The 20,401-nt window shown below is 64.6% G+C and carries 18 protein-coding genes; 7 read left to right on the forward strand and 11 right to left on the reverse strand.

The features are described 5' to 3' along the window. Positions 1 to 43: 43 nt before the first annotated feature. Positions 44 to 1,078, reverse strand: coding sequence for a cache domain-containing protein (locus tag ACODTW_RS04560; RefSeq protein ID WP_488944735.1), 1,035 nt, complete (start codon positions 1,076 to 1,078; stop codon positions 44 to 46). Between the two features lie 647 nt (positions 1,079 to 1,725). Here ACODTW_RS04560 and ACODTW_RS04565 point away from each other — a divergent pair. Beyond that, a complete protein-coding gene (locus ACODTW_RS04565; protein ID WP_488944736.1) occupies positions 1,726 to 2,064 on the forward strand; it encodes a helix-turn-helix domain-containing protein in 339 nt (112 codons plus the stop codon). A 65-nt stretch (positions 2,065 to 2,129) separates the two neighbouring features. Next, on the forward strand, positions 2,130 to 3,653 hold the full coding sequence (locus ACODTW_RS04570; RefSeq protein WP_488944891.1) for a calcium-binding protein: 1,524 nt from the start codon (positions 2,130 to 2,132) through the stop codon (positions 3,651 to 3,653). 79 nt (positions 3,654 to 3,732) lie between these two features. Here the strand turns inward: ACODTW_RS04570 and gatA are convergent, their stop codons facing one another. Both gatA and gatC read right to left on the reverse strand, forming a co-directional pair. Next, complete coding sequence (gene gatA, locus ACODTW_RS04575; RefSeq protein ID WP_488944738.1) at positions 3,733 to 5,214, reverse strand: Asp-tRNA(Asn)/Glu-tRNA(Gln) amidotransferase subunit GatA; 1,482 nt, start codon at positions 5,212 to 5,214, stop codon at positions 3,733 to 3,735. Beyond that, positions 5,214 to 5,516: an Asp-tRNA(Asn)/Glu-tRNA(Gln) amidotransferase subunit GatC gene (gene gatC, locus ACODTW_RS04580; RefSeq protein ID WP_488944739.1), complete on the reverse strand. Its 303-nt coding sequence runs from the start codon at positions 5,514 to 5,516 to the stop codon at positions 5,214 to 5,216. Before gatC ends, gatA begins: the two co-directional genes overlap by 1 nt. A gap of 96 nt (positions 5,517 to 5,612) precedes the next feature. Between gatC and ruvX the strand changes: the two genes are divergently transcribed. Next, positions 5,613 to 6,149 carry a Holliday junction resolvase RuvX gene (gene ruvX / locus ACODTW_RS04585; RefSeq protein ID WP_488944740.1) on the forward strand — a complete coding sequence of 179 codons (537 nt, stop codon included), beginning with the start codon at positions 5,613 to 5,615 and terminating at the stop codon, positions 6,147 to 6,149. 114 nt (positions 6,150 to 6,263) lie between these two features. Here the strand turns inward: ruvX and ACODTW_RS04590 are convergent, their stop codons facing one another. Continuing rightward, positions 6,264 to 6,686, reverse strand: coding sequence for a DUF2141 domain-containing protein (locus tag ACODTW_RS04590; RefSeq protein ID WP_488944742.1), 423 nt, complete (start codon positions 6,684 to 6,686; stop codon positions 6,264 to 6,266). Between the two features lie 230 nt (positions 6,687 to 6,916). Between ACODTW_RS04590 and ACODTW_RS04595 the strand changes: the two genes are divergently transcribed. Continuing rightward, entirely contained in the window at positions 6,917 to 7,351 is a 435-nt protein-coding gene (locus ACODTW_RS04595; protein WP_488944743.1) for a hypothetical protein, read from the forward strand. Positions 7,352 to 7,354: 3 nt separating this feature from the next. On the opposite strand, the gene ACODTW_RS04600 is transcribed toward ACODTW_RS04595, so the two are convergent. Continuing rightward, complete coding sequence (locus tag ACODTW_RS04600) at positions 7,355 to 7,894, reverse strand: GNAT family N-acetyltransferase (protein WP_488944744.1); 540 nt, start codon at positions 7,892 to 7,894, stop codon at positions 7,355 to 7,357. Positions 7,895 to 8,194: 300 nt separating this feature from the next. Here ACODTW_RS04600 and ACODTW_RS04605 point away from each other — a divergent pair, with 300 nt between their 5' ends. Next, positions 8,195 to 8,965 carry a TerB family tellurite resistance protein gene (locus ACODTW_RS04605; RefSeq protein WP_488944745.1) on the forward strand — a complete coding sequence of 257 codons (771 nt, stop codon included), beginning with the start codon at positions 8,195 to 8,197 and terminating at the stop codon, positions 8,963 to 8,965. A gap of 44 nt (positions 8,966 to 9,009) precedes the next feature. After that, positions 9,010 to 10,818 carry an ABC-F family ATP-binding cassette domain-containing protein gene (locus ACODTW_RS04610; protein ID WP_488944747.1) on the forward strand — a complete coding sequence of 603 codons (1,809 nt, stop codon included), beginning with the start codon at positions 9,010 to 9,012 and terminating at the stop codon, positions 10,816 to 10,818. 264 nt (positions 10,819 to 11,082) lie between these two features. On the opposite strand, the gene ppdK is transcribed toward ACODTW_RS04610, so the two are convergent. The 5 genes from ppdK to ACODTW_RS04635 all read right to left on the reverse strand — a co-directional run bounded on the left by ppdK (position 11,083) and on the right by ACODTW_RS04635 (position 18,671). Then, positions 11,083 to 13,764: a pyruvate, phosphate dikinase gene (gene ppdK, locus ACODTW_RS04615; RefSeq protein WP_488944748.1), complete on the reverse strand. Its 2,682-nt coding sequence runs from the start codon at positions 13,762 to 13,764 to the stop codon at positions 11,083 to 11,085. Positions 13,765 to 14,229: 465 nt separating this feature from the next. Next, positions 14,230 to 16,446: a glycine--tRNA ligase subunit beta gene (gene glyS / locus ACODTW_RS04620; protein ID WP_488944749.1), complete on the reverse strand. Its 2,217-nt coding sequence runs from the start codon at positions 16,444 to 16,446 to the stop codon at positions 14,230 to 14,232. A gap of 51 nt (positions 16,447 to 16,497) precedes the next feature. Then, entirely contained in the window at positions 16,498 to 17,406 is a 909-nt protein-coding gene (locus ACODTW_RS04625; protein WP_488944750.1) for a glycine--tRNA ligase subunit alpha, read from the reverse strand. 146 nt (positions 17,407 to 17,552) lie between these two features. Next, positions 17,553 to 17,807, reverse strand: a complete 255-nt coding sequence (locus ACODTW_RS04630) for a hypothetical protein (protein WP_488944751.1) — start codon at positions 17,805 to 17,807, stop codon at positions 17,553 to 17,555. Positions 17,808 to 17,849: 42 nt separating this feature from the next. Beyond that, positions 17,850 to 18,671 (reverse strand): S49 family peptidase, encoded by an 822-nt coding sequence (locus tag ACODTW_RS04635; RefSeq protein ID WP_488944752.1) that lies wholly within the window; start codon positions 18,669 to 18,671, stop codon positions 17,850 to 17,852. 143 nt (positions 18,672 to 18,814) lie between these two features. On the opposite strand from ACODTW_RS04635, the gene ACODTW_RS04640 reads away from it, so the two are divergent. Next, positions 18,815 to 19,591: a substrate-binding periplasmic protein gene (locus ACODTW_RS04640; RefSeq protein WP_488944753.1), complete on the forward strand. Its 777-nt coding sequence runs from the start codon at positions 18,815 to 18,817 to the stop codon at positions 19,589 to 19,591. On the opposite strand, the gene ACODTW_RS04645 is transcribed toward ACODTW_RS04640, so the two are convergent. Next, positions 19,585 to 20,343 (reverse strand): tRNA1(Val) (adenine(37)-N6)-methyltransferase, encoded by a 759-nt coding sequence (locus ACODTW_RS04645; RefSeq protein WP_488944754.1) that lies wholly within the window; start codon positions 20,341 to 20,343, stop codon positions 19,585 to 19,587. The genes ACODTW_RS04640 and ACODTW_RS04645 overlap by 7 nt on opposite strands. Between the last annotated feature and the right edge of the window lie 58 nt (positions 20,344 to 20,401).

The following is a 20,401-nucleotide window of genomic DNA, read 5'->3' on the forward strand; positions in this document are numbered from 1 at the left end:
GCGCCCCCTTCATGGACGCGTTGAAGCCTGGATGTGGACGGGATCAGTGCGCCGTTTCGCCCGCCGTCTGCACGATGACGCCATACCAACCCAGACCCCGATAGGTCTCATAACCCGGCGTCAGGGCGAATCCGACCAGACGCCCGAACCGATCGACATAATGGCCCATGGACCGGCCCTGGGTTTCCAGTGGGAACATTTCCGTCAGTTGGCCACGCCCGTCGGAAGAGGCAATGACCCGACCCGTCGCATCAACCAGCAGACAGCGTGTATGGCTTTCCTCGCTGCGGTCCAGACGCACACCGGTCGTCACGGCGCGCGCCTGCGGTTCCCAGTCGAAGAAGATGCCCATGGCGCCGATCACCTCGCCATCCACGGCGCCGTCGCGCCGCACGGCGGTGGAATAGGTCGCCACCGTCCGCCCATCCAGCACCGGGTTGGCCGTCACGTCGACCACAGCGAAGTCGGACCCGTCCTTGGTGTTCAACGCCTGACGGAACCAGGGCTCGTTGGCGACATTCGTACCGATGGCATTGGGGAAGCGGCGCGGACGGCCCGTGGCAATCACCAGCCCCTGCCGATCCGCCACCCAGAGATCGAGATAGACCGTGTAGCTGTCCAGGATGACGCCCAGGCGCGAGGAGGCAAAGGCGGTCGCGTCGGCCGACGGCTGCGCCACACAATCGACCACGGCCTTGTCCGTCGCCCACCAGCGCACGTCACAGGACCGTTCATAAAGATTGCGATCGATGATCTCGATCATGTTGAGCGCCAGATCCGCCAGCCTCTGTCCCCGGAATCGGACCATCAGATCCTCGCCCACCGTTGCCATGCGATCGACGAGCTGCCCAATTTCTGAGCGAAGTTCACTGGCGACGATGCTGACCTGCCGGGAGATCGAGTTCACTTCATTGGCGACGACGGCGAAGCCGCGCCCGGCATCACCCGCCCGCCCCGCCTCAATCAGCGCGTTGAAGGCCAACATTTTCGTGGTGCGATTGATGTCCTCGATGGCGGATACCTTCTGGCTCGCCACATCCAGCACATTGCGGGTGAGATCGATCAGGCTGTTATCCATGAGGGGCGACCCTTTTTGTTAGGCACACATGTTTCCAACCCAGCAAAATGTGTGCCCTTCACCGCTCCACGGTTAACTCTTTGAAGGGATTTGGAAGTTTAATGACAGGCCCATGGTAATAAGATTGCGCATGCCCAAATTCTGGGCAATTTCCGCAGTTGCGCATAGCGCACGAGCGGTTTCAGATGAAACATTGCCGTTTCATGCCGCAAATTCCGTCGAAAATGCCGTCGATCCCCCAATTCCAGGAGGAAAATTTCGCTCTAATGTCATTTGTGCATAGCAGCATTGGCCAGCAGGTGGACAGGCGATGGCGGGTCGAACGGAAGCCAAGGGGCGATTAGGTTTCCGTTCGGCCCGCCATCCAGCGGCGGATGGGGATCCGACCACTGGTGCCTTTCGCCGACGCGGCAGGATGGGGCCAACCGCGACGGTATCATGTCCAGCACCGCGTGACAGGGATGTCACCCGGCCTTGTGTTCGGGACGGCCGGTTTCTGGGGCGTTTCCACCGCCGGCCCGAACGATGTACAGTAATCCCGAAACATCATCTTTATGTCAAGCGATTTCATAACGAGCGACATTGAGGTTTTGTGACTTGCCGTCCGTGGCAGCCCGTGCCACTTTCCTATCCATGAAGTGTGGAGAATGATGATGGCCGCCGTTGCGACCCCGCGCGCCAAGCAGCCGCGCGGTGAGGAAAGTGAAAAGACCCGCCTGACCCGACAGATGCGCCGGGAGGCGGGCCGGTGGCTGAGCGGCAGGCGAGAGCAGGCCGGCATGACCCAGGCCCAGGTTGCCGAACATGTCGGGTATCGCTATTACACCTTCGTTTCCCAGGTTGAAGGCGGGCATGGTCGTGTGCCGGCGGAGCATTTCGAGCTGTGGGCCCAGGCCATCGGGGTGGCCCCACAGGAATTCACCAAGAAACTCCTGGGCTTCTACGAACCGGAGATTTACCGCCTGTTATTTCCGGATGCGGAGTAAGGACTAGCGCCCGAGCCGTATGGGACGGTTCGGACCGCTTGATCAGGGAGGGGGCGTTGGGCGACGTGCTGCGGTTCATTCGGGCCGTAACGCAGACAGGCTACTGGACGAACCAGGAGAAGGCGGAGCTGTTCCGCCTGACGCAGGAACTGGCTGACCAGGATGCGGGTATTGAGACCGCCAGCGGCCTTTCCGACACGGGGGACCCGTGGTTCATCGTCTATTCCGCCGCCACTGGCGATGTCCTGGTGCATGTTGCCCGCATCGGCGGGCGTTTTGTCGTCCATGACCTGTCTGGTGACCTTCTGATCGAAGGTGACGATCTGCGCCGTCTGGTCAACCGCGCCGCCGGCCAGGGTGGGCTGGAAGAATTCACGCAGGCCAATCTGAACAATGTCGTCGTGCTGGCGTCCCTGGCGCTGGTGGTCGATTTCTTCCTGCATACCGAGCCGGCGGCGGCCATGGATGCAGGCGACGATCTCACGATGACCACCAATCTGGCCCCCATGGCCATGATCGCCCTCATGGACGATTTGCCGGCCATCGCGGCCGGCGACAGCAGCAAATCCGCATCCGACCGCAGCGCCGTGCATACCGCCTGGTCGGCCGTGCCGGTGGTCGGGGAGAGCATGCTGATCCTGACCGATGGCCAACTGGCTCTCGCCCGCCAAGCAGCGGCGGCGGGTGATACCGACATCCCGGCCATACAGCCCCACGCAACCGCAACGGCGGCTCCTGCCCCGATCGCTGATTTGACCATCACCGGCACGGACGCGGCGGAAACATTGGTGGGGGCTGCCGGCAACGACACGCTGCGCGGTGGCCAAGGTGACGACCTGCTGCTGGGTGGTGCTGGCAATGACCTGCTGGAGGGCGGGGCCGGCGACGATACGCTGGTCGGCGGCCTTGGTCACGACACGCTGCGTGGCGGCGACGGCAATGATACCCTGGCCGTGGATGCGCAGGATATCGCCACCGGCGGCCGCGGGGCCGATCATTTCGTCGTCACCGACAGTTTGCTGACACGCTGGGTCGAACTGAAAAGCCAGGGCACGCCCATCGAAATATCCCGCAACATCACCGACTTCCGTTTTGCCGATGGCGACCATCTGTCCTTCGCCGTGCGCAAATGGCTGGTGACCGTTCATCTGGTCGATACGACCCCGCCAAAGACCGTGGACAATGGCAAGGCGCCGGACACCAGTCATAAGCTGGATGACAACGACCAGGCGCTGCTGCCACCCGGCGCTGGCGGCAATGATCGGGGCACGGGCGGCGGCGCGGACGAAACCGGGCGTGCCAGCGGGACCGGCCTGTCCAACGGCTCGGGTAATGAGGGGCTGGCACCGCCGTCGATTGCCGGCGGCGGCGACAAGGTTGCTGGGGGCGATCTGTCAGCGTCGGGCGGCATGGAGATCCCGCTGGACACTGATGATGACGGGCAGATCGACATGGTCATCATCCTGCGCCCGAACGACACGCCGGACAGCGGGCAAACGACGATGACCGACGCGGCGACAGGCAGCACGCATGACGCAATGACCACCCTGGGTCTGCCGCCCTTGCTGGATACCGGCTACTGGGGCTGATCCAAAGCCACTGCCGCCATGAAGAAGGCCCCGCCGGATCGCTCCGACGGGGCCTTTTCCTGTACGGCTCTGACGCTGGTCAGCGGCAATAGGGCGGCAACGGCTGCGGGCCGGCGGCCTTTTCGATCACCTCGGCCACGCGCAGCATCGTCTCCTCGTCGAACGGACGGCCGATGAGCTGCAGGCCCAGCGGCAGACCGTCGGACGCCAGACCGGCTGGCACCGACATGCCCGGCAGACCGGCCAGGCTGGCCGGCACCGTGAACACGTCGTTCAGGTACATGGCGATGGGATCGTCCTGCTTCTCGCCAATGGCAAAGGCGGTGCTGGGGGCCGTCGGGGTCAGCAGGATGTCGCAGTTTTCGAACGCCTTGGCGAAATCCTCTGCGATGCGGGCGCGGACCTTCTGGGCCTTCAGGTAATAGGCGTCGTAATAGCCGGCCGACAGCACATAGGTGCCGATCAGGATACGGCGGCGCACTTCCTTGCCGAAGCCCTCGCCACGGGTATTCTCATACATCTCCTTCAGGTCCTTGCCCTCGACGCGCAGGCCGAAGCGCACGCCGTCATAACGGGCCAGGTTGGAGGAGCATTCGGCAGGCGCCACCACGTAATAGGTGGCCAGGGCGTACTTGGTGTGAGGCAGGCTGACCTCAACCGGCACAGCGCCGGCCGCCTTCAGCCACTCAATGCCCTGCTGCCAGACACGCTCGATCTCCGCCGGCATGCCGTCGACGCGATATTCCTTGGGAATGCCGACGCGCAGGCCGCGAATGTCACCGGTCAGGGCGGCGGCCAGGTCCGGCATCTTCATATCGACGGACGTGCTGTCCTTCGGGTCGAAGCCGGCCATGCTCTGCAGCATGATGGCGGCGTCGCGCACAGTGCGGGTCATGGGGCCCGCCTGGTCCAGCGAGCTGGCAAAGGCAATGGTGCCCCAGCGGGAGCAACGGCCATAGGTGGGCTTGAACCCGACAATGCCGGTGAAGCTGGCCGGCTGACGGATGGAACCGCCCGTGTCGGTGCCCGTGGCGGCGATGGCGAAGCGGCCGGAAACCGACGCGGCCGAACCGCCCGACGACCCGCCGGGCACCAGCTTGCGTTCGGCCGCGGCCGGGTCTTGGGCGGTCCAGGGGTTCAGCACGGGGCCGTAATAGGACGTGATGTTGGCCGAACCCATGGCGAATTCGTCCAGGTTCAGCTTGCCCAGCATGACGGCGCCATCGCGGAACAGGTTTTCCGTGATCGTGCTTTCATATTCCGGCTTGAAACCGTCCAGGATGTGGCTGGCGGCCGTGGTCAGCACCCCCTTGGTGCAGAACAGGTCCTTGATGCCCAGCGGCATGCCGTCCAGCGGCCGCGCCTCACCCTTGGCATAGCGCTCGTCCGACGCCTTGGCCTGGGCCAGCGCGATGTCCGGCGTCTCCGTGATGAAGGCGTTCAGCGGACGCGCAGCCTCGACGGCGGCGATATAGGCGTTGGTCAGTTCCAGCGCCGTAAAATCCTTGTTCTTCAGGCCGGCCAGGGCCTCGGACATGGAGAGATGGGTCAGATTGGTCATTATTCGACGACCTTGGGCACGGAGAAGAAATGTTCGGCGGCGTCAGTGGCATTGGAAACCACCTTGTCGGGATAACCGCCATCGGTGACGACGTCCGGCCGGCGGCGCAGCGTCTGGGCTGCGACCGAGGTCATCGGCTCGACCCCGTCAGTATCGACCTCCCCCAATTGCTCGACCCAGTCGAGCAACTTGTTCAACTCGCCCGCCAGATGCTCCTGCTCCTCGGCGGGGACCTTGATGCGGGCCAGATGGGCGATCTTCGCCACGGTCTTGGCGTCCAGGGTGGCCTTGTCCTGCGACATGGTCTAAATCTCATCCTTGCTGCGGGCTGTCGCCCCGGCCGTCCGCCGATATGGAAGACGCGGGCGCGAAAGCGGTCAGGAAGCTAGCATCCCATCATGTCCATCCGCAACCTTGTGGAACTGAAAGCGGTCATGCCGCGTCACGCACGCCTGATCGGGCTCGATATTGGCGAGAAAACCATCGGCATGTCGGTGTGCGACCCCGGTTTTTCCGTCGCCTCGCCCATCGGCACCATCCGGCGCACGAAATTCACCCAGGATGCCCAGGAACTGGCCCGCGCCATGAAGGACCGTGATGTGCGCGGCCTGGTCATCGGCCTGCCGGTCAATATGGACGGAACGGAAGGGCCGCGCTGCGATTCTGTGCGGGAATTCGCGCGCCAGATCCTGATGCGCCCGCAATTGTTCGGCAATGTGGAGCCGGAGATCGCGTTCTGGGACGAACGGCTGTCCACCAGCGCCGTCGACCGGATGATGATCGAATGGGACATGACCCGGAAGCGGCGGGACGAGGTGGTGGACAAGATGGCCGCCGCCTACATCCTGCAGGGCGCGCTGGATTTCATCAAGCGGGCCGAGAAAGAGGCGGCGACCGGCGATGATGAAGACGGGGACCGGGACGAACAGGACTGACGGACAAGATGGACAGGGGGTGTGCCCGGGGCTTCAGCCCTGCCCCCCAGATCCCCGCGCCCCGTCGGCGGCCAGACGGTCAGGGGTGTCGCCTTGCGACGGGGATTTCGGGCATCAATCAAGGCTCAGTTGCAGGGTCAGGGGCTTTTCCCCCACCTCGAACTTCGCATCGTCGAAGGCAGGCGGCCCCATCATCCCCTTGGCGTTGTTGCTGACGGCCCAGGGTTCGTTGGGGGCGCCAAACGCGCCGCGCCCCAGCCTGGCATCATCATTGATGTCTTGAAAGGCGGACGCGGCATAGGTGCCCGGCGGCACATCCTTGAACAGCAGGGTGACGGTCTTTTCCGTCGCCGACATTTTCTGGCGCAGCTCGCAGCGCTTCAGAAATTCCGCCTGGGTGCAGATCGACGCCATGACATTGGCGCCCCCGGCATCGGCCCCCTTGATGACCAGGGTGACATCGGCGCCCCAGGCAGGGACCGACAGCAGGGAAGCGAAAGGCACGGCAAAGGCAAAGACAAGCGTCTTCATCTTCATGATGGGATGGACCTTCGATACAGGGGATGACATGGGATCGGCGTGCGCTGACGCCATTCCCCCTGTCTGTTGCGCCCCATGCCCGCCGTAAAGCCACTCTTCGCGAACCAGGTCGCCGCTTCGTGGAACGGTTTCGCGAACCGTGAAATCGGCAGCCCGTTAACCATACCGGATTTGACCACAGGCACCGCGCCTTGCTAATCCTTGGCACCGTTTCGGTGGAGTGTCACATGCATGGAACTGACCCCCAGACGACGGATGGGGAAGCGATCGTGATCGGCCCCCCGACCATGCAGGTCCAGGTTCGACGGGACCACGACATCATCCGGTTCGCTTTGACGGGCGAGGTTCTATCGGATGATGTTGTCGGCGCCATGCTGGCCGCGCAGGCACGCGGTTGGCTGGCGCCGGACAGCCGCATGCTGTTCGATCTGACACTCTATGCCGGCAGCATCGAATGGCGCATTCTGCGTCAGATCCTGGATCTGCCCTGCTGGGGCGCGGCGGCCACCCGGCGCATGCGCGCAGCCTATATCGTGCGCGACGGGCTGTGGGATGCCGTGGTCCGCGTTCTTTCCACCCAATTCGAAGGCACGCGCCACGCCGCCTTCACCAGTGCTGTCGATGCCCGGTGCTGGCTGTCCACTGCCCCTTGGCAGGATTGAGGATCAGGCCGCGCGCGGCAGGGCCGACGGTTCCAGCAGCATGCTGAGCGCACTGCCCCCCTGGTCCATGGCTTCGGCGGCCAGGGAGAAGGCGTCGGCCGGCGGCAGCTGGAACTCACATCGCACATCACCGCAATCGAACTCGACCCGCGCCGACAGACGGCCGGCGATGCGCAGCATGCGATGATTGTCGCCCATGCAATGCAGGTCGATGGCACGGATGCCGCGATTGCGGGCCATGGTCATGGCCCGGCGCACCATCACACCGCCCAGGCCCTGATTCTGCCAGCCTTCCTCGATGGAAATGGCCAGTTCCGCCCCGCCAGGGCCGAAGCGCAGTTCCACGGCCCCGCGCACGTCCCCGTCGCACAGGGCCACCAGGAGAATGGCGCGGGTCCAGTCAATCTGGTCCACATGCCGGGTGACTGACGCGTCGCACAGACCGCCCATGAAGCGCGCGCGACGATCGCGCGCGGACAGGCGCAGCAGATGGGCAGCATAGCGGCCGGCTTCGGCGGGCAGCAGCGGACGGAACACGGTCATCGACAGAACCCCAGGGATACGGTGACGGCGGATTGACACCCCAAACGCCCGCTTTCCAGCGCCCCTTCCCTGAACCTTCCGTCTTCGCAGTGCGGAATTTATCTTGTGCAGCGCAATATAATCCTGACAACCCGACCTGTGAAGCCATGGGCAGCCATGCCGAAATATCGGGGATGAATATTTCATGACCGGCGTTTGTGGGGCAATGAAAGTGCCATTGGCACGTCCACCAACAGGATTGCATCGCCGGCCCTTGCCATTATGCTTTGGCGGTATGATCGGCCATGGATATCGGGGGCAGTGTTGAGCATCTGGGGCAAAGTGATCGGGGGTGCGGCGGGATTCGCGGCGGGCGGCCCGCTGGGCGCGTTGCTGGGCGCATTGGCCGGGCATGCCGTCGATGAATATCGCGAGCAGACCCCGCGTGGCACCGACGAGCAGGGCCGCCCCGACCAGACCCAGACCATCGGCTTCACCATCGGCGTCATCGTCCTGTCGGCCAAGATGGCCAAGGCCGACGGGGTGGTGCAGCGGGTGGAGATCGACGCCTTCAAGCGCATCTTCCGCGTGCCCGATAATGAATTGCGCAATGTCGGCCGCCTGTTCGACGCGGCCAAGCGTGATAGCGCCGGCTTCGAATCCTACGCAAGGCAGCTGGCCCAGATGTTCCAGGACCGACCGGCCGTGCTGGAGGAATTGCTGGCCGGGCTGTTCCACATCGCCGTGGCCGACGGGGTGGTGCACAAGGCGGAACTGACCTTCCTGCGTCAGGTCGCCGATATTTTCGGCTTCCCGGCGGATGAGTTCGAGCGGGTCTGGCGCCAGCATGGCACCAGGATCGAGGGGGCCGACGATCCCGAGGCCGATCCCCATGCCGTGCTGGGCGTGCCACGCGACGCGGACTTCGCGACCGTGAAGGCGGCGTACCGCAAGCTGGTGCGTGAGAATCACCCCGACACACTGATTGCCCAGGGCCTGCCGCAGGAATTCATCGATCTGGCGCAGGAAAAGATGGCCGCCCTGAACGCGGCTTACGAAAAGATCGAGCGCACACACCGCGAAAGAGGGTAGAAGGCCCCATCAGGCCCCTTCCTCTTTGTCAAAGCGCTACGATCATGGCCCCGAACAATCCCGCCCTTGTCGCCCTTGCCGGTGCCTCCGTCCATCTGGGCGCCACCACCCTGTTCGAGAATATCGACGTGGCCGTGGCGCGGGGGGAGAAGATCGCCCTGGTCGGCCGCAACGGGTCGGGCAAGTCCACCCTGCTGAAATGCCTGGCCGGGGAGATTGACATCGACAAGGGTGAACGGTTCGTGCAGCCCGGCGCCCGCGTGGCCTACCTGGCGCAGGAGCCGGACTTTTCAGGCTTCCCCACCGTCGCCGATTTCGTGGCCGGCGGGCAGAATGAACATGCGCAGTACCGGATCGACGCCGTGCTGGAGGCACTCGACCTGCCGGGCGACCGTGCCTGCGCCACCCTGTCGGGCGGGGAATCGCGCCGCGCCGCGCTGGCCCGCGCCCTGGTGGACGAACCGGACGTGCTGCTGCTGGACGAGCCGACGAACCATCTGGACATCCCCACCATCCTCTGGCTGGAAAAGGAATTGCAGCAGTTCCGGGGCGCGCTTCTCCTGATCTCCCACGACCGGGCCTTCTTGCAGAACCTGTCCACGCGCATCCTGTGGCTGGATCGCGGCGTGCTGCGCACCACCGAACGACCCTTCTCGGAGTTCGAGACCTGGCGCGACGAGGTGTTCAAGGAGGAGGAGGCCACCTATCACAAGCTCGATCGCAAGATCCAGGCAGAGCTGAAATGGATGTGGGAGGGCGGTATTTCCGGTCGCCGCACCCGCAATATGGGCCGTGTCCGCCGCCTGCAGGGCATGCGCCAGGAACGCGCCGACCGCATCAAATCCCGCCAGGTCAATTTCGCCGTGGCCGAGGGGGACAATTCCGGCAAGCTGGTGGTGGAGGCCGAGAATATCGCCAAGAGCTTCCAGGGCGCGGAAGGGGAGCGGGTGATCTGCCGCGACTTTTCCACCCGCATCCTGCGGGGCGACAAGGTCGGCCTGATCGGGCCGAACGGGGCCGGCAAATCCACCATCCTGAAGATGCTGACCGGCGATCTGGCCCCCGACAGCGGCAAGATCCGCCTGGGCACGAACCTGCAAACCATCATCTTCGACCAGCGCCGCGCGCAGCTGAACCCCAATGACACGCTGAAGCAGGTGCTGCTGCCCGAAGGCGGCGACAATATCTGGGTGGGCGGCAAGCCGCGCCATATCTCCAGCTATCTGAAGGATTTCCTGTTCGATCCGTCGATGATGGAACAGCCCGTGCGGGCGCTTTCGGGCGGTGAGCGCAACCGGCTGCTGCTGGCCAAGCTGTTCGCCCAGCCCAGCAACCTGATGGTGCTGGACGAGCCGACCAACGATCTGGACATGGATACGCTGGACCTGCTGGAGGAAGTGCTGGCCGATTATGACGGCACCCTGCTGCTGGTCAGCCACGACCGCGACTTTCTGGACCGGCTGGTGACCAGCACCATCGCCGTGGAAGGCGATGGCGACGTGTCGGAATATCCCGGCGGCTACAGCGATTACCTGACCCAGCGCAAGGCGAAGGAAGAAGAATCCCGCCCCGCCCCCAAGGCCGCCGCGACCGCCCCGGCGGCACCGAAGGCCAAGAAGAAACTGTCCTTCAAGGAAAACCGGGAGCTGGAAGAGCTGCCGGGCAAGATCGACACGCTGGAAAAGAAGATCGCTCAGCTGAACGCCAAGATGGCCGACCCCGCCTTCTATGGCAAAGACCCCAAGGGCTTCGCCAAGGCCGGCGATGACCTGTCCAAGGCCCAGGCCGACCTGTCGGCGGCGGAAGAACGCTGGCTGGAGTTGGAGGCGCTGCGGGAGGAGTTGGAGGGGTAAGGGCGACAAGAGTCGACCTGATTCAGATTGAATCACCCATTTTCCGTCATCCCGGCGAAAGCCGGGACCCAGTGTCGAGGCGCGGTCAGCGCCGATATGACTCATATCGCGGCAGACGCCGCTACACTGGGCCCCGGCTTACGCCGGGGTGACGGGATTGGGACGGCAAACGCCTTGCTTGCCGACCACCCGCCCCAAAAGCAAAAGGGGGAGAGGCCGTTCGGCCCCTCCCCCTTCTTCATTCCACAACCTGCACCCGAAGCCTTACGCCTCGCTGGCCCGCTTCTCGCCTTCGATGGCGGCTTGCGCTGCGGCCAGGCGGGCGATCGGCACGCGGTAGGGGGAGCAGGACACATAGTCCAGGCCCACCTTTTCGCAGAAATAGACCGATGACGGGTCGCCACCATGTTCGCCGCAGATGCCCAGCTTGATGTCGGGGCGGGTCTTGCGGCCGCGTTCGGCGGCGATACCGACCAGTTCACCGACACCGTCGGTATCCAGCGTCACGAACGGGTCATGCTCCAGGATGCCCGCGCGCTGATAATCGGGCAGGAAGGAACCGGCATCGTCGCGGCTGATGCCGAACGTGGTCTGGGTCAGGTCGTTGGTGCCAAAGCTGAAGAACTGGGCCGTCTCGGCGATCTTGGCCGCCTGCAGGGCGGCGCGCGGCAGCTCGATCATGGTGCCGACCAGATAATCGACCTTGTGGCCGGAAGCCGCGATGACCTCCGCCCCGACGCGGTCGATGACCTCCTTCAGGATGTCCAGTTCCTTCTTGGTGCCGACCAGCGGGATCATGATCTCCGGGATCACGGTCTCGCCCGTTTCCTTGAACACGACCACGGCTGCCTCGAAGATGGCGCGGGCCTGCATCTCATAGATCTCCGGATAGGAGATGCCGAGACGGCAGCCGCGATGACCCAGCATCGGGTTGGCTTCGTGCAGTTGCAGGGCGCGGTGCTGCACCTTCTGCAGGTCGGTGCCGGCGGCCTTCGCCACCTCCGCCATCTCCGCCTCGGTATTGGGCAGGAATTCATGCAGCGGCGGGTCCAGCAGGCGGATCGTGACGGGCAGGCCCTTCATGATCTTGAACAGCTCGACAAAGTCCTGACGCTGCATCGGGGCGATCTTGGCCAGGGCGGCGCGGCGGCCGGCCTCGCTGTCGGCCAGGATCATCTCACGCACGGCGATGATGCGGTCGGCATCGAAGAACATATGCTCGGTCCGGCACAGGCCGATGCCCTCGGCGCCGAACTTACGGGCCGTGCGGGCGTCCAGCGGGGTTTCGGCATTGGTGCGGACCTTCATGCGGCGATGCGTGTCGGCCCAGCCCATCAGTTCGGCGAAATCGCCGGACAGTTCCGGCTGGATGGTCGGCACTTCGCCCAGCATCACCTCACCGGTCGACCCGTCGATGGTGATGATGTCGCCGGCCTTCACCTCCACCCCGCGCACGGAGATGACGCCGCGCTTGTAATCGATGCGCAACTCACCGGCACCGGCCACACAGGATCGGCCCATGCCGCGGGCCACGACCGCCGCGTGGCTGGTCATGCCGCCGCGGGTGGTCAGAATGCCCTTGGCGGCGTGCATGCCGTGAATGTCTTCCGGGCTGGTTTCCACGCGGCAGAGGATGACGCTTTCGCCGATACCGGCCAGCTTCTCCGCCTCTTCGGCCGTGAACACCACCTTGCCGCTGGCGGCACCGGGGCTGGCCGGCAGGCCCTTGGCGATGATCTTCTTGGTGGCCTTGGGGTCCAGCGTCGGGTGCAGCAACTGGTCGAGCGACTTCGGCTCGATACGCAGGATGCCTTCCTTCTGGCTGATCAGGTCTTCGCGGACCATGTCCACAGCGATCTTCAGGGCCGCGGGGGCCGTGCGCTTGCCCGACCGGGTCTGCAGCATATACAGCTTGGACTGCTGGACCGTGAATTCGATGTCCTGCATGTCGCGGTAATGGCGTTCCAGCTTCAGCCGCACGGCGTTCAGCTGGGAGAACACTTCCGGCATGCTTTCTTCCATGGCCGGCAGGTCGGAGCCGTTGGCGATCTTGCCGGCGATGGTCAGGTGCTGCGGCGTGCGGATGCCCGCCACCACGTCTTCGCCCTGGGCGTTGATCAGATATTCGCCATAGAAGGCGTTCTCACCCGTGGAAGGGTTGCGGGTGAAGGCGACGCCCGTGGCGCAATCCTCGCCCATATTGCCGAACACCATGGCCTGGACGTTCACCGCCGTGCCCCATTCGGCCGGGATGTCGTGCAGCTTGCGATAGGTGATGGCGCGGGCATTCATCCAGGACCCGAACACGGCGCCGATGGCGCCCCACAGCTGTTCCTGCGGGTCCTGCGGAAAGGGCTTGCCCAGCTCCTGCTGCACCACTTCCTTATAGCCCTTGATGACCGTCTGCCAGTCTTCGGCCGTCAGTTCGGTATCCAGGTTCAGGCCGCTGTCGCGCTTGTGGTCTTCCAGCACTTCTTCGAAATGATGGTGGTCCACGTCCAGCACGACATTGCCGAACATCTGGATGAAGCGGCGATAGCTGTCATAGGCAAAGCGGGCGTCGCCGGACCGGCGGGCCAGACCCTGCACCGTCACGTCATTCAGACCCAGGTTCAGCACCGTGTCCATCATGCCCGGCATCGACGCGCGGGCGCCGGAGCGCACGGAAACCAACAGCGGGTTTTCCGCGTCACCGAACTTCATGCCGACAATGCGCTCGATCTCCGCCAGTGCTGCACCGACCTCGGCCTGCAGCGTGTCCGGATACTTCCGACCATTGGCGTAAAAGTAGGTGCAGACCTCCGTCGTGACTGTAAAGCCAGGAGGCACCGGCAGGCCGAGATTGCTCATCTCTGCCAGGTTGGCGCCCTTGCCGCCCAGCAGATTCTTCATCTCCGCACGGCCTTCGGCCTTGCCTTCACCGAAGCTGTAGACCCACTTCGTCATGATCTTGGTCCCGTTTGATTATGGGGTTGGTCTGGTGGTGACGCGACGTGATAACGCGCAACACTCTTGGGGGTGTTGTTGCACGCAAATACGGGCCGGGTGACGGACCCGATGGGGGAATTCTGTCGAGGTCCCGCGACACTTCTTCCGTCATCCCGGCGAAAGCCGGGACCCAGGGGCCACAGGGGAAAGGTCACCGCTGCGTTGATCGACGCCGGTGGAAAGGTCGGGCGCCTGCCCCCTGGGTCCCGGCTTTCGCCGGGATGACGGAGGGTGGCTGCGCGTTTGGATCGTGTCCCCGTTGCTGGGGGGGAGGCGCTGCCGCGGACGGTCGGCTGGGCACCATCGGCCCTCGCCACTACCAAACTACCGCACCGCAACATGGAAATCGTAATTCCACTACCTGCACCGCCACACCCCGGCCGCGGTCGGCGGCGGCGGGGGGCGCGATGCAGGTTCATGGGGTCAGCCTTCGATCTTCGAGAAGTCGGCAACCAACGCCAGGGTGGCGCGGATCTGGCTCAACAGGCGCAGTCGGTTGGCGCGGACGGGCGCTTCCGGCGCGTTCACGGTAACCTTCTCGAAGAAGGCATCGACGGGCGCGCGCAGCACGGCGAAGGCGGCCATCACGCCCGTGAAATCCTCCGCCTCAATGCGCGGGGCGGCGGTGGCCGTGGCGGCCGTCAGGGCCATGAACAGGGCCTTTTCCTCGTCCAGCGTCAGCAGTTCCGGATCGACCGCACCATCATGCGGGCCGTCCTTCTTCTCCTCGATGCGCAGGATGTTGCTGGCGCGCTTGGACGCGGCCAGCAAGTTGGCACCGTCATCGGTGGCCAGGAAGCCGGAGAGCGCCTCGACACGGGCCAGCAGCCGGACGAAATCGTCCTCCCCGCCCAGCGCCAGCACGGCATCGATCAGGTCGTGACGGACGCCCTTTTCCTTCAAGCTGACCTTCAGGCGGTCGTGGAAGAAGGAGAAAAGTTGAGGCAGTACGTTCTCAAATCGAACTAACAAGCTCTCAATTGATTCCTTCTTAATCTCACTGTGCTGCAATTTGCCGACGATCTCGTTCCATGAATCTCCAAGCAAAACAGCAGCAATAGATGCCTGATTGAGATGAGATTGAACCAGGCGCTGAGCCTCTTGGGTCATATGCGCCATCATGGATTCTTGGACAATATTGCCCAACTCCACCCGCAAGCCATTTTCGACGATCAGACGGATGACACCCAGGGCCGCACGGCGCAGCGCGAACGGGTCACGCGATCCCGTCGGGGGCTCTCCAATGCCGAAGAACGCCACCAGCGTATCGATCTTCTCGGCCAGGGCCACGGCCACCGAAACCTTGTCGGTCGGCACGCGGTCGCTTGGCCCCAGGGGCTTGTAATGGTCGGCAATGGCCTCCGCCACCGGGGCGGGCAGCCCCTCGCGATAGGCCACATAGCGGCCCATGATGCCCTGCACTTCCGGGAATTCGCCCACCACACCCGTGGTCAGGTCGGCCTTGGACAGCCAAGCGGCGATTTCCGCCTGCTCCGTCTCCGAGGCGTCATAGTTCAGGGCCTGGGCGATGGCCTTGGACAGGGCGGCCATCCGCTCCACGCGCTGATACAGGCTGCCCAGCTTGGCATGGAAGGTGATGTCCTTCAGGCCGGGCAGGCGGCTTTCCAGCTTCACCTTCAGATCCTGATCCCAGAAGAACTTGGCGTCCGACAGGCGGGCGCGCAGCACGCGTTCGTTGCCCGCCACCACGGCCTTGCCGCCATCCAGCGTGGTGCGGTTGGCAACCACGACGAAGCGCGGGGCCAGCTTGCCCTCGGCGGTTTCCAGGGCGAAGTAACGCTGATGCGTGCGCATGGAGGTGGTCAGCACCTCCGCCGGCACGTCCATGAACTGATCATCGATGGCGCCGGTCAGCACGACAGGCCATTCCACCAGCCCCGCCACCTCTTCAGCCAAGCCCGGATCATCCTTCAGGACATACCCTTCCGCCGTCGCCGCCTTCACCGCGTCGTTCAGGATCAGGCGCTTGCGCTGGTCGCGGTCCAGCACGACATGCGCCTGCATCAGCTTGTCCTTGTAATCGGCAAAGCTGGTGACGGCGAAGGCGCCGGGCGACAGGAAGCGATGGCCTTCTGTCTGGTCGCCATAGGCGATGGTCTTCCCACCCAGGTTCAGCGAACCCGGCACCACGGCGCCGTCGAACAAAGCCAAGATGGAATGAAGCGGGCGGACCCACATGAAATCATTCGCACCCCAGCGCATCGACTTGGGCCAGGGCAGTTCGCGGATGGCGGCATCGATGATACCGGGCAGCGCATTGACCGTGGCGCCGCCCTTCTTTTCGATCACCGCGAAATAGAACACACCCTTGCCGGTGTCGCGCTGTTCAGCCTGATCGATGCTGGACAGGCCGGCGGATTTCAGGAAACCGGCCAGCGCCTGTTCGGGCGAACCGACGCGCGGGCCCTTCTTTTCTTCCCGCACATCGGCCTGGGCCGTGGGCACGCCTTCGACCACCAGGGTCAGGCGGCGGGGCGTGGAATGGGCCTCGGCGCGCGCGAAATGGATACCGGCCGTGGACAGCTTCTCCGTCACCAGACGCTTGAAATCGTCGCCCGCGCGGACCTGCATCCGCGCCGGGATTTCTTCCATGAACAGTTCGATCAGCAGTTCGGCCATTTTGGTCACAAGCGTCCGGAGAAATTCGTTTCGGTATCGTTATATTAACGCTCAGGCAGCCTTGCCCTTGCGGTAGCCATCTTCCAGCCACGCCTCGCAGCAGGCCTTGGCCAGCGTGCGCACGCGCAGGATATAGCTCTGTCGTTCCACCACCGAAATGACGCCGCGCGCATCCAGCAGGTTGAACAGATGGCTGGCCTTGATGCACTGATCATAGGCCGGCAGGGCCAGACCATGGGCCAGCAGGGCCGCGCATTCCTTTTCCGCGTTCTGGAAATGCTGCAACAGCATCTCCGTATTGGCGAATTCGAAATTATGGGCGGAATATTCCTGCTCGGCCCGGTGGAACACCTCGCCATATTTCACGGCCGGGCGGTCGCCCACGGGGTCGTTGAAGCGCAGGTCATAGACGTTTTCCACGCCCTGGATATACATGGCCAGACGTTCCAGACCATAGGTCAGTTCCGACGCCACCTTTTCGCACGGGATGCCGCCCACCTGCTGGAAATAGGTGAACTGCGACACTTCCATGCCGTCGCACCAGACCTCCCAGCCCAGGCCCCAGGCACCCAGCGTCGGGCTTTCCCAGTCATCCTCGACAAAGCGGATATCATGCAGGGCCGGATCGACGCCCAGCGCCACCAGCGACTGCAGATACAGGTCCTGGATGTTGGCCGGCGACGGCTTCATGATCACCTGGAACTGGTAATAATGCTGCAGCCGGTTGGGATTCTCGCCATAGCGGCCATCCTTGGGACGGCGCGAGGGCTGGACGTAAGCCGCGTTCCAGTTGTCAGGGCCCAGCGCGCGCAGCGTCGTGGCGGGGTGGAACGTGCCGGCACCCACTTCCATGTCATAGGGCTGCAAAACCAGGCAGCCTTGGGCCGCCCAGAAATTCTGCAAGGTCAGGATGACACCCTGGAAGGAGAGGGGCTGCTTGCCCGATGCCGTCAACGCCATGGTCCCGGAACTTCACAAGAAAGTTTGTATTGGACCGCACCTTAGAGGGCGGGAAGGACCAAATCAAGGCAGCCGCCCGGTTACGTTCCGTGCGGGGAACGCAGGGCTGAAGCACGGTTTGTTGCGCGAAACAGTTAACGCTGCCGTCAGCGTGGGCAGCCGGGCGTGCCGCAGCGCTTGGCATCGGCCGCGACATAGACGCCGCAGACGGGGCATTTGGCCATGTCCTGCGTATCCGCGACGGGCGCCTTGCCCGGTTTGCGGGCCGCAGGCTCCGGCTTGCCGCCATGGCGGCGCAGGGCATCCTGCCGCTGCCGCTGGATCTTGCCCAGCAGGCGGAAACCGAACCAGACGATGGTCAGGATGCCGACCAGGGTGATGATTTTGGTCAATGACAGCATGGACGCCATAAAAGGGTGAAGCCGGCCGGCCGGCAAGAAAAATCACAGCCCGAAACGGGCGAAGGCAGCGCGTTCGATCGCCGCATCGGCGATGCCGTCGGCCAAGTCACCCGCGTCCAGTCCGATCAGCCGGCCCAGGCCACGCGAACGGGCGGGGTTGACCACACGGATATCGACCTTTTCCCCGAACCGGTCGCGCAAGACCGTGCGCAGATCGCCCAGCCGGTCGACCAGCCCCAGTTCCAGCGCCCGCCGGCCGGTCCAGAAGGCACCGTTGAACAGTTCCTCCTCGCCCGCTTTCAACCGGCCGGCCCGGCGGTCGCGCACCCAATGCTTGAACTGATCATGCATGTCGGCCTGCAGGCTTTTCAGATGGGCCACATCCTCGGGCTTCTCTTCCTGGAACGGGTCCAGCATGGCCTTGGAGGTGCCGGCCGTGTACACACGCCGGTCGATGCCCAGCTTGTCCAGCAGGCCGGTGAAGCCGAATCCGGCCGACACCACGCCAATGGACCCGACGATGGAACAGGGATCGGCCACGATCTCATCCGCCGCCGCCGCCAGCCAATAGCCGCCGCTGGCCGCCACATCCTGGACGAAGGCCAGGACGGGCACCGATTTCTCCGCCGACAAGGCCCGAATGCGCGATGCGATCAGGGAGGATTGCACCGGCGACCCGCCCGGCGAATTGATCGACAGGGCAACGGCCGCCAGCCCGTCGGGCGCGAAGGCGCGTTCAATGTCGCCAGCCAGCGTTTCCAGCGACAGGCCACGCCGGCCGGTCCCGATTCCGCCCGACAGGCGCAGAACCCGGACGGCGGGAGGAACGGGCAGGCCGGCAAATTTCTTCAGGCGTCGGAACATGGGCGGTGCCGCATCCTTCCCTTGGTCAAAGGTCAACCAGATATAGAAGTGGGCACGACCGGCTGCATACGCCAGTCCCACCCCATACCAAAAGAACTCGAACAAGGTTTGACCTACCCAAAAGGTAGAGGCACCCTGCCTTGATGAACCTGCGTCGCCCCACCCTTCTGGCTCTGGCCCTTTTCTGCTTCCTTGGCACCGCATGGGCGGTGGCGGGCCATGCCCTGGCGCAGCCGGCGGCGACAGTCGGACCGATTCCGGTCGAGTTGATGGCGGTGCAGACGGCACCCATGTCCATGGACGATCCGGCCGAAAAGGGCGGCGTCCTGGAACTAGTGCTGATGGCGGCTGAACAGGCTGGCTATAAGCCGCATGTCACCTTCCTTCCCTGGCGCCGCGCGCAGGAGATGGCGGCGACCGGCAAGGACATCCTGATCACCCCCCTCACCTATCTGACCGCCCGCCAGGACAAATATACCTGGATCGCTCCCCTCTGCCGGCTGGACCGGACCATTGCCACCTTGGGGCCCCGCATTGACAGCCTGGAACAGGCGCGGGATGCCCGCCGGCGGCTGGTGGTCGGTGCCGGCAGCGCGCCGGACCAGGAACTGCGCGATTTCGGCTATCCGCCCGATCTGGTCGTGACGACGCCGCTTGGCACGCGGGAGGCGGAAATGCTGGCCATGGGCCGGGCCGATGGCTGGTTCAGCGGCAGCCTGCAGATGCGCTGGCGCTGGCAGCGGGAAGGCAACGGACGCCCGCTGGTGCTGGGGAACGCCATCAAGACCGACCAGATCTTCCTGGGCTGTTCACGCGACTGCGACCCGGTCCTGGCCGCCCGTCTGGCCGCCGCCTTGTCGGCCCTGCGCGACGATGGCACAGCCGACCGCATCCTGGCCCGGTACGAACTGGCCTATTGAATCAGGTCCAGGGGGGCGGCATCGCGCAGAATGGCCTCCACCCCCGCACGGTAAGGCTGCCCCGGCCCATGTAGCACCAGACCGGGCAGCAGTGACAGGCCCCCGCGCGAATCCCGCCGCGCCGTGACGATGACGCGCCGGGCCGGTACACCGGCGCGCGGCCAGAGCGGCAGGATTCGGACATCGCCGAAACGGCCGCGCAGCAGCGACAAAAGATCATCCAGCCGTTCGGCGGGATAGATCAGGGTCAGCCGCCCGCGGCTTTTCAGCAGGCGCAACGCGGCCTGGATGAACCCCGCGAGGTCTCCCGCCCCTTCCCCATGGCTGGCGGCCTTGTGCCCGCTGGGCGACGGGGTATGCCGGCCGGCCGGCCAGAAGGGCGGGTTCGACAGGACATGGTCGAAACTGTTGGGAATCAGTTCAGGCGGCGGAGCCGCCACATCGCCATCCAGTACCCGGACCCGGTCGGCCACACCGCTGGCCATCGCCCCCTGTCGCGCCAGACCGGCGGCAAAGGGCTGGATTTCCAGGCCCGTGACAGCCAGGCCCGGCACCCGCGCGGCCAGGCACAGCAGCGCCGCCCCGGTGCCGCAGCCCAGTTCCAGCACGGCCTGTCCCGCCACCGCCGGCACCGCCGCAGCCAGCAGCACCGGGTCGATGGCGGCCCGATAACCCTGGACCGGCTGGAACAAAGTGACGCGCCCCCCCAGCAGGGCCGTCCGCTCCACCGCCGCGTCCACCCCCGGCTGCATCACGGCATCACCATCACTAAACCCGTTCCACGGGGTCGATACTGCAGATCGGCGGCGA

It is taken from the genome of Niveispirillum sp. FG148, from assembly GCF_057809655.1.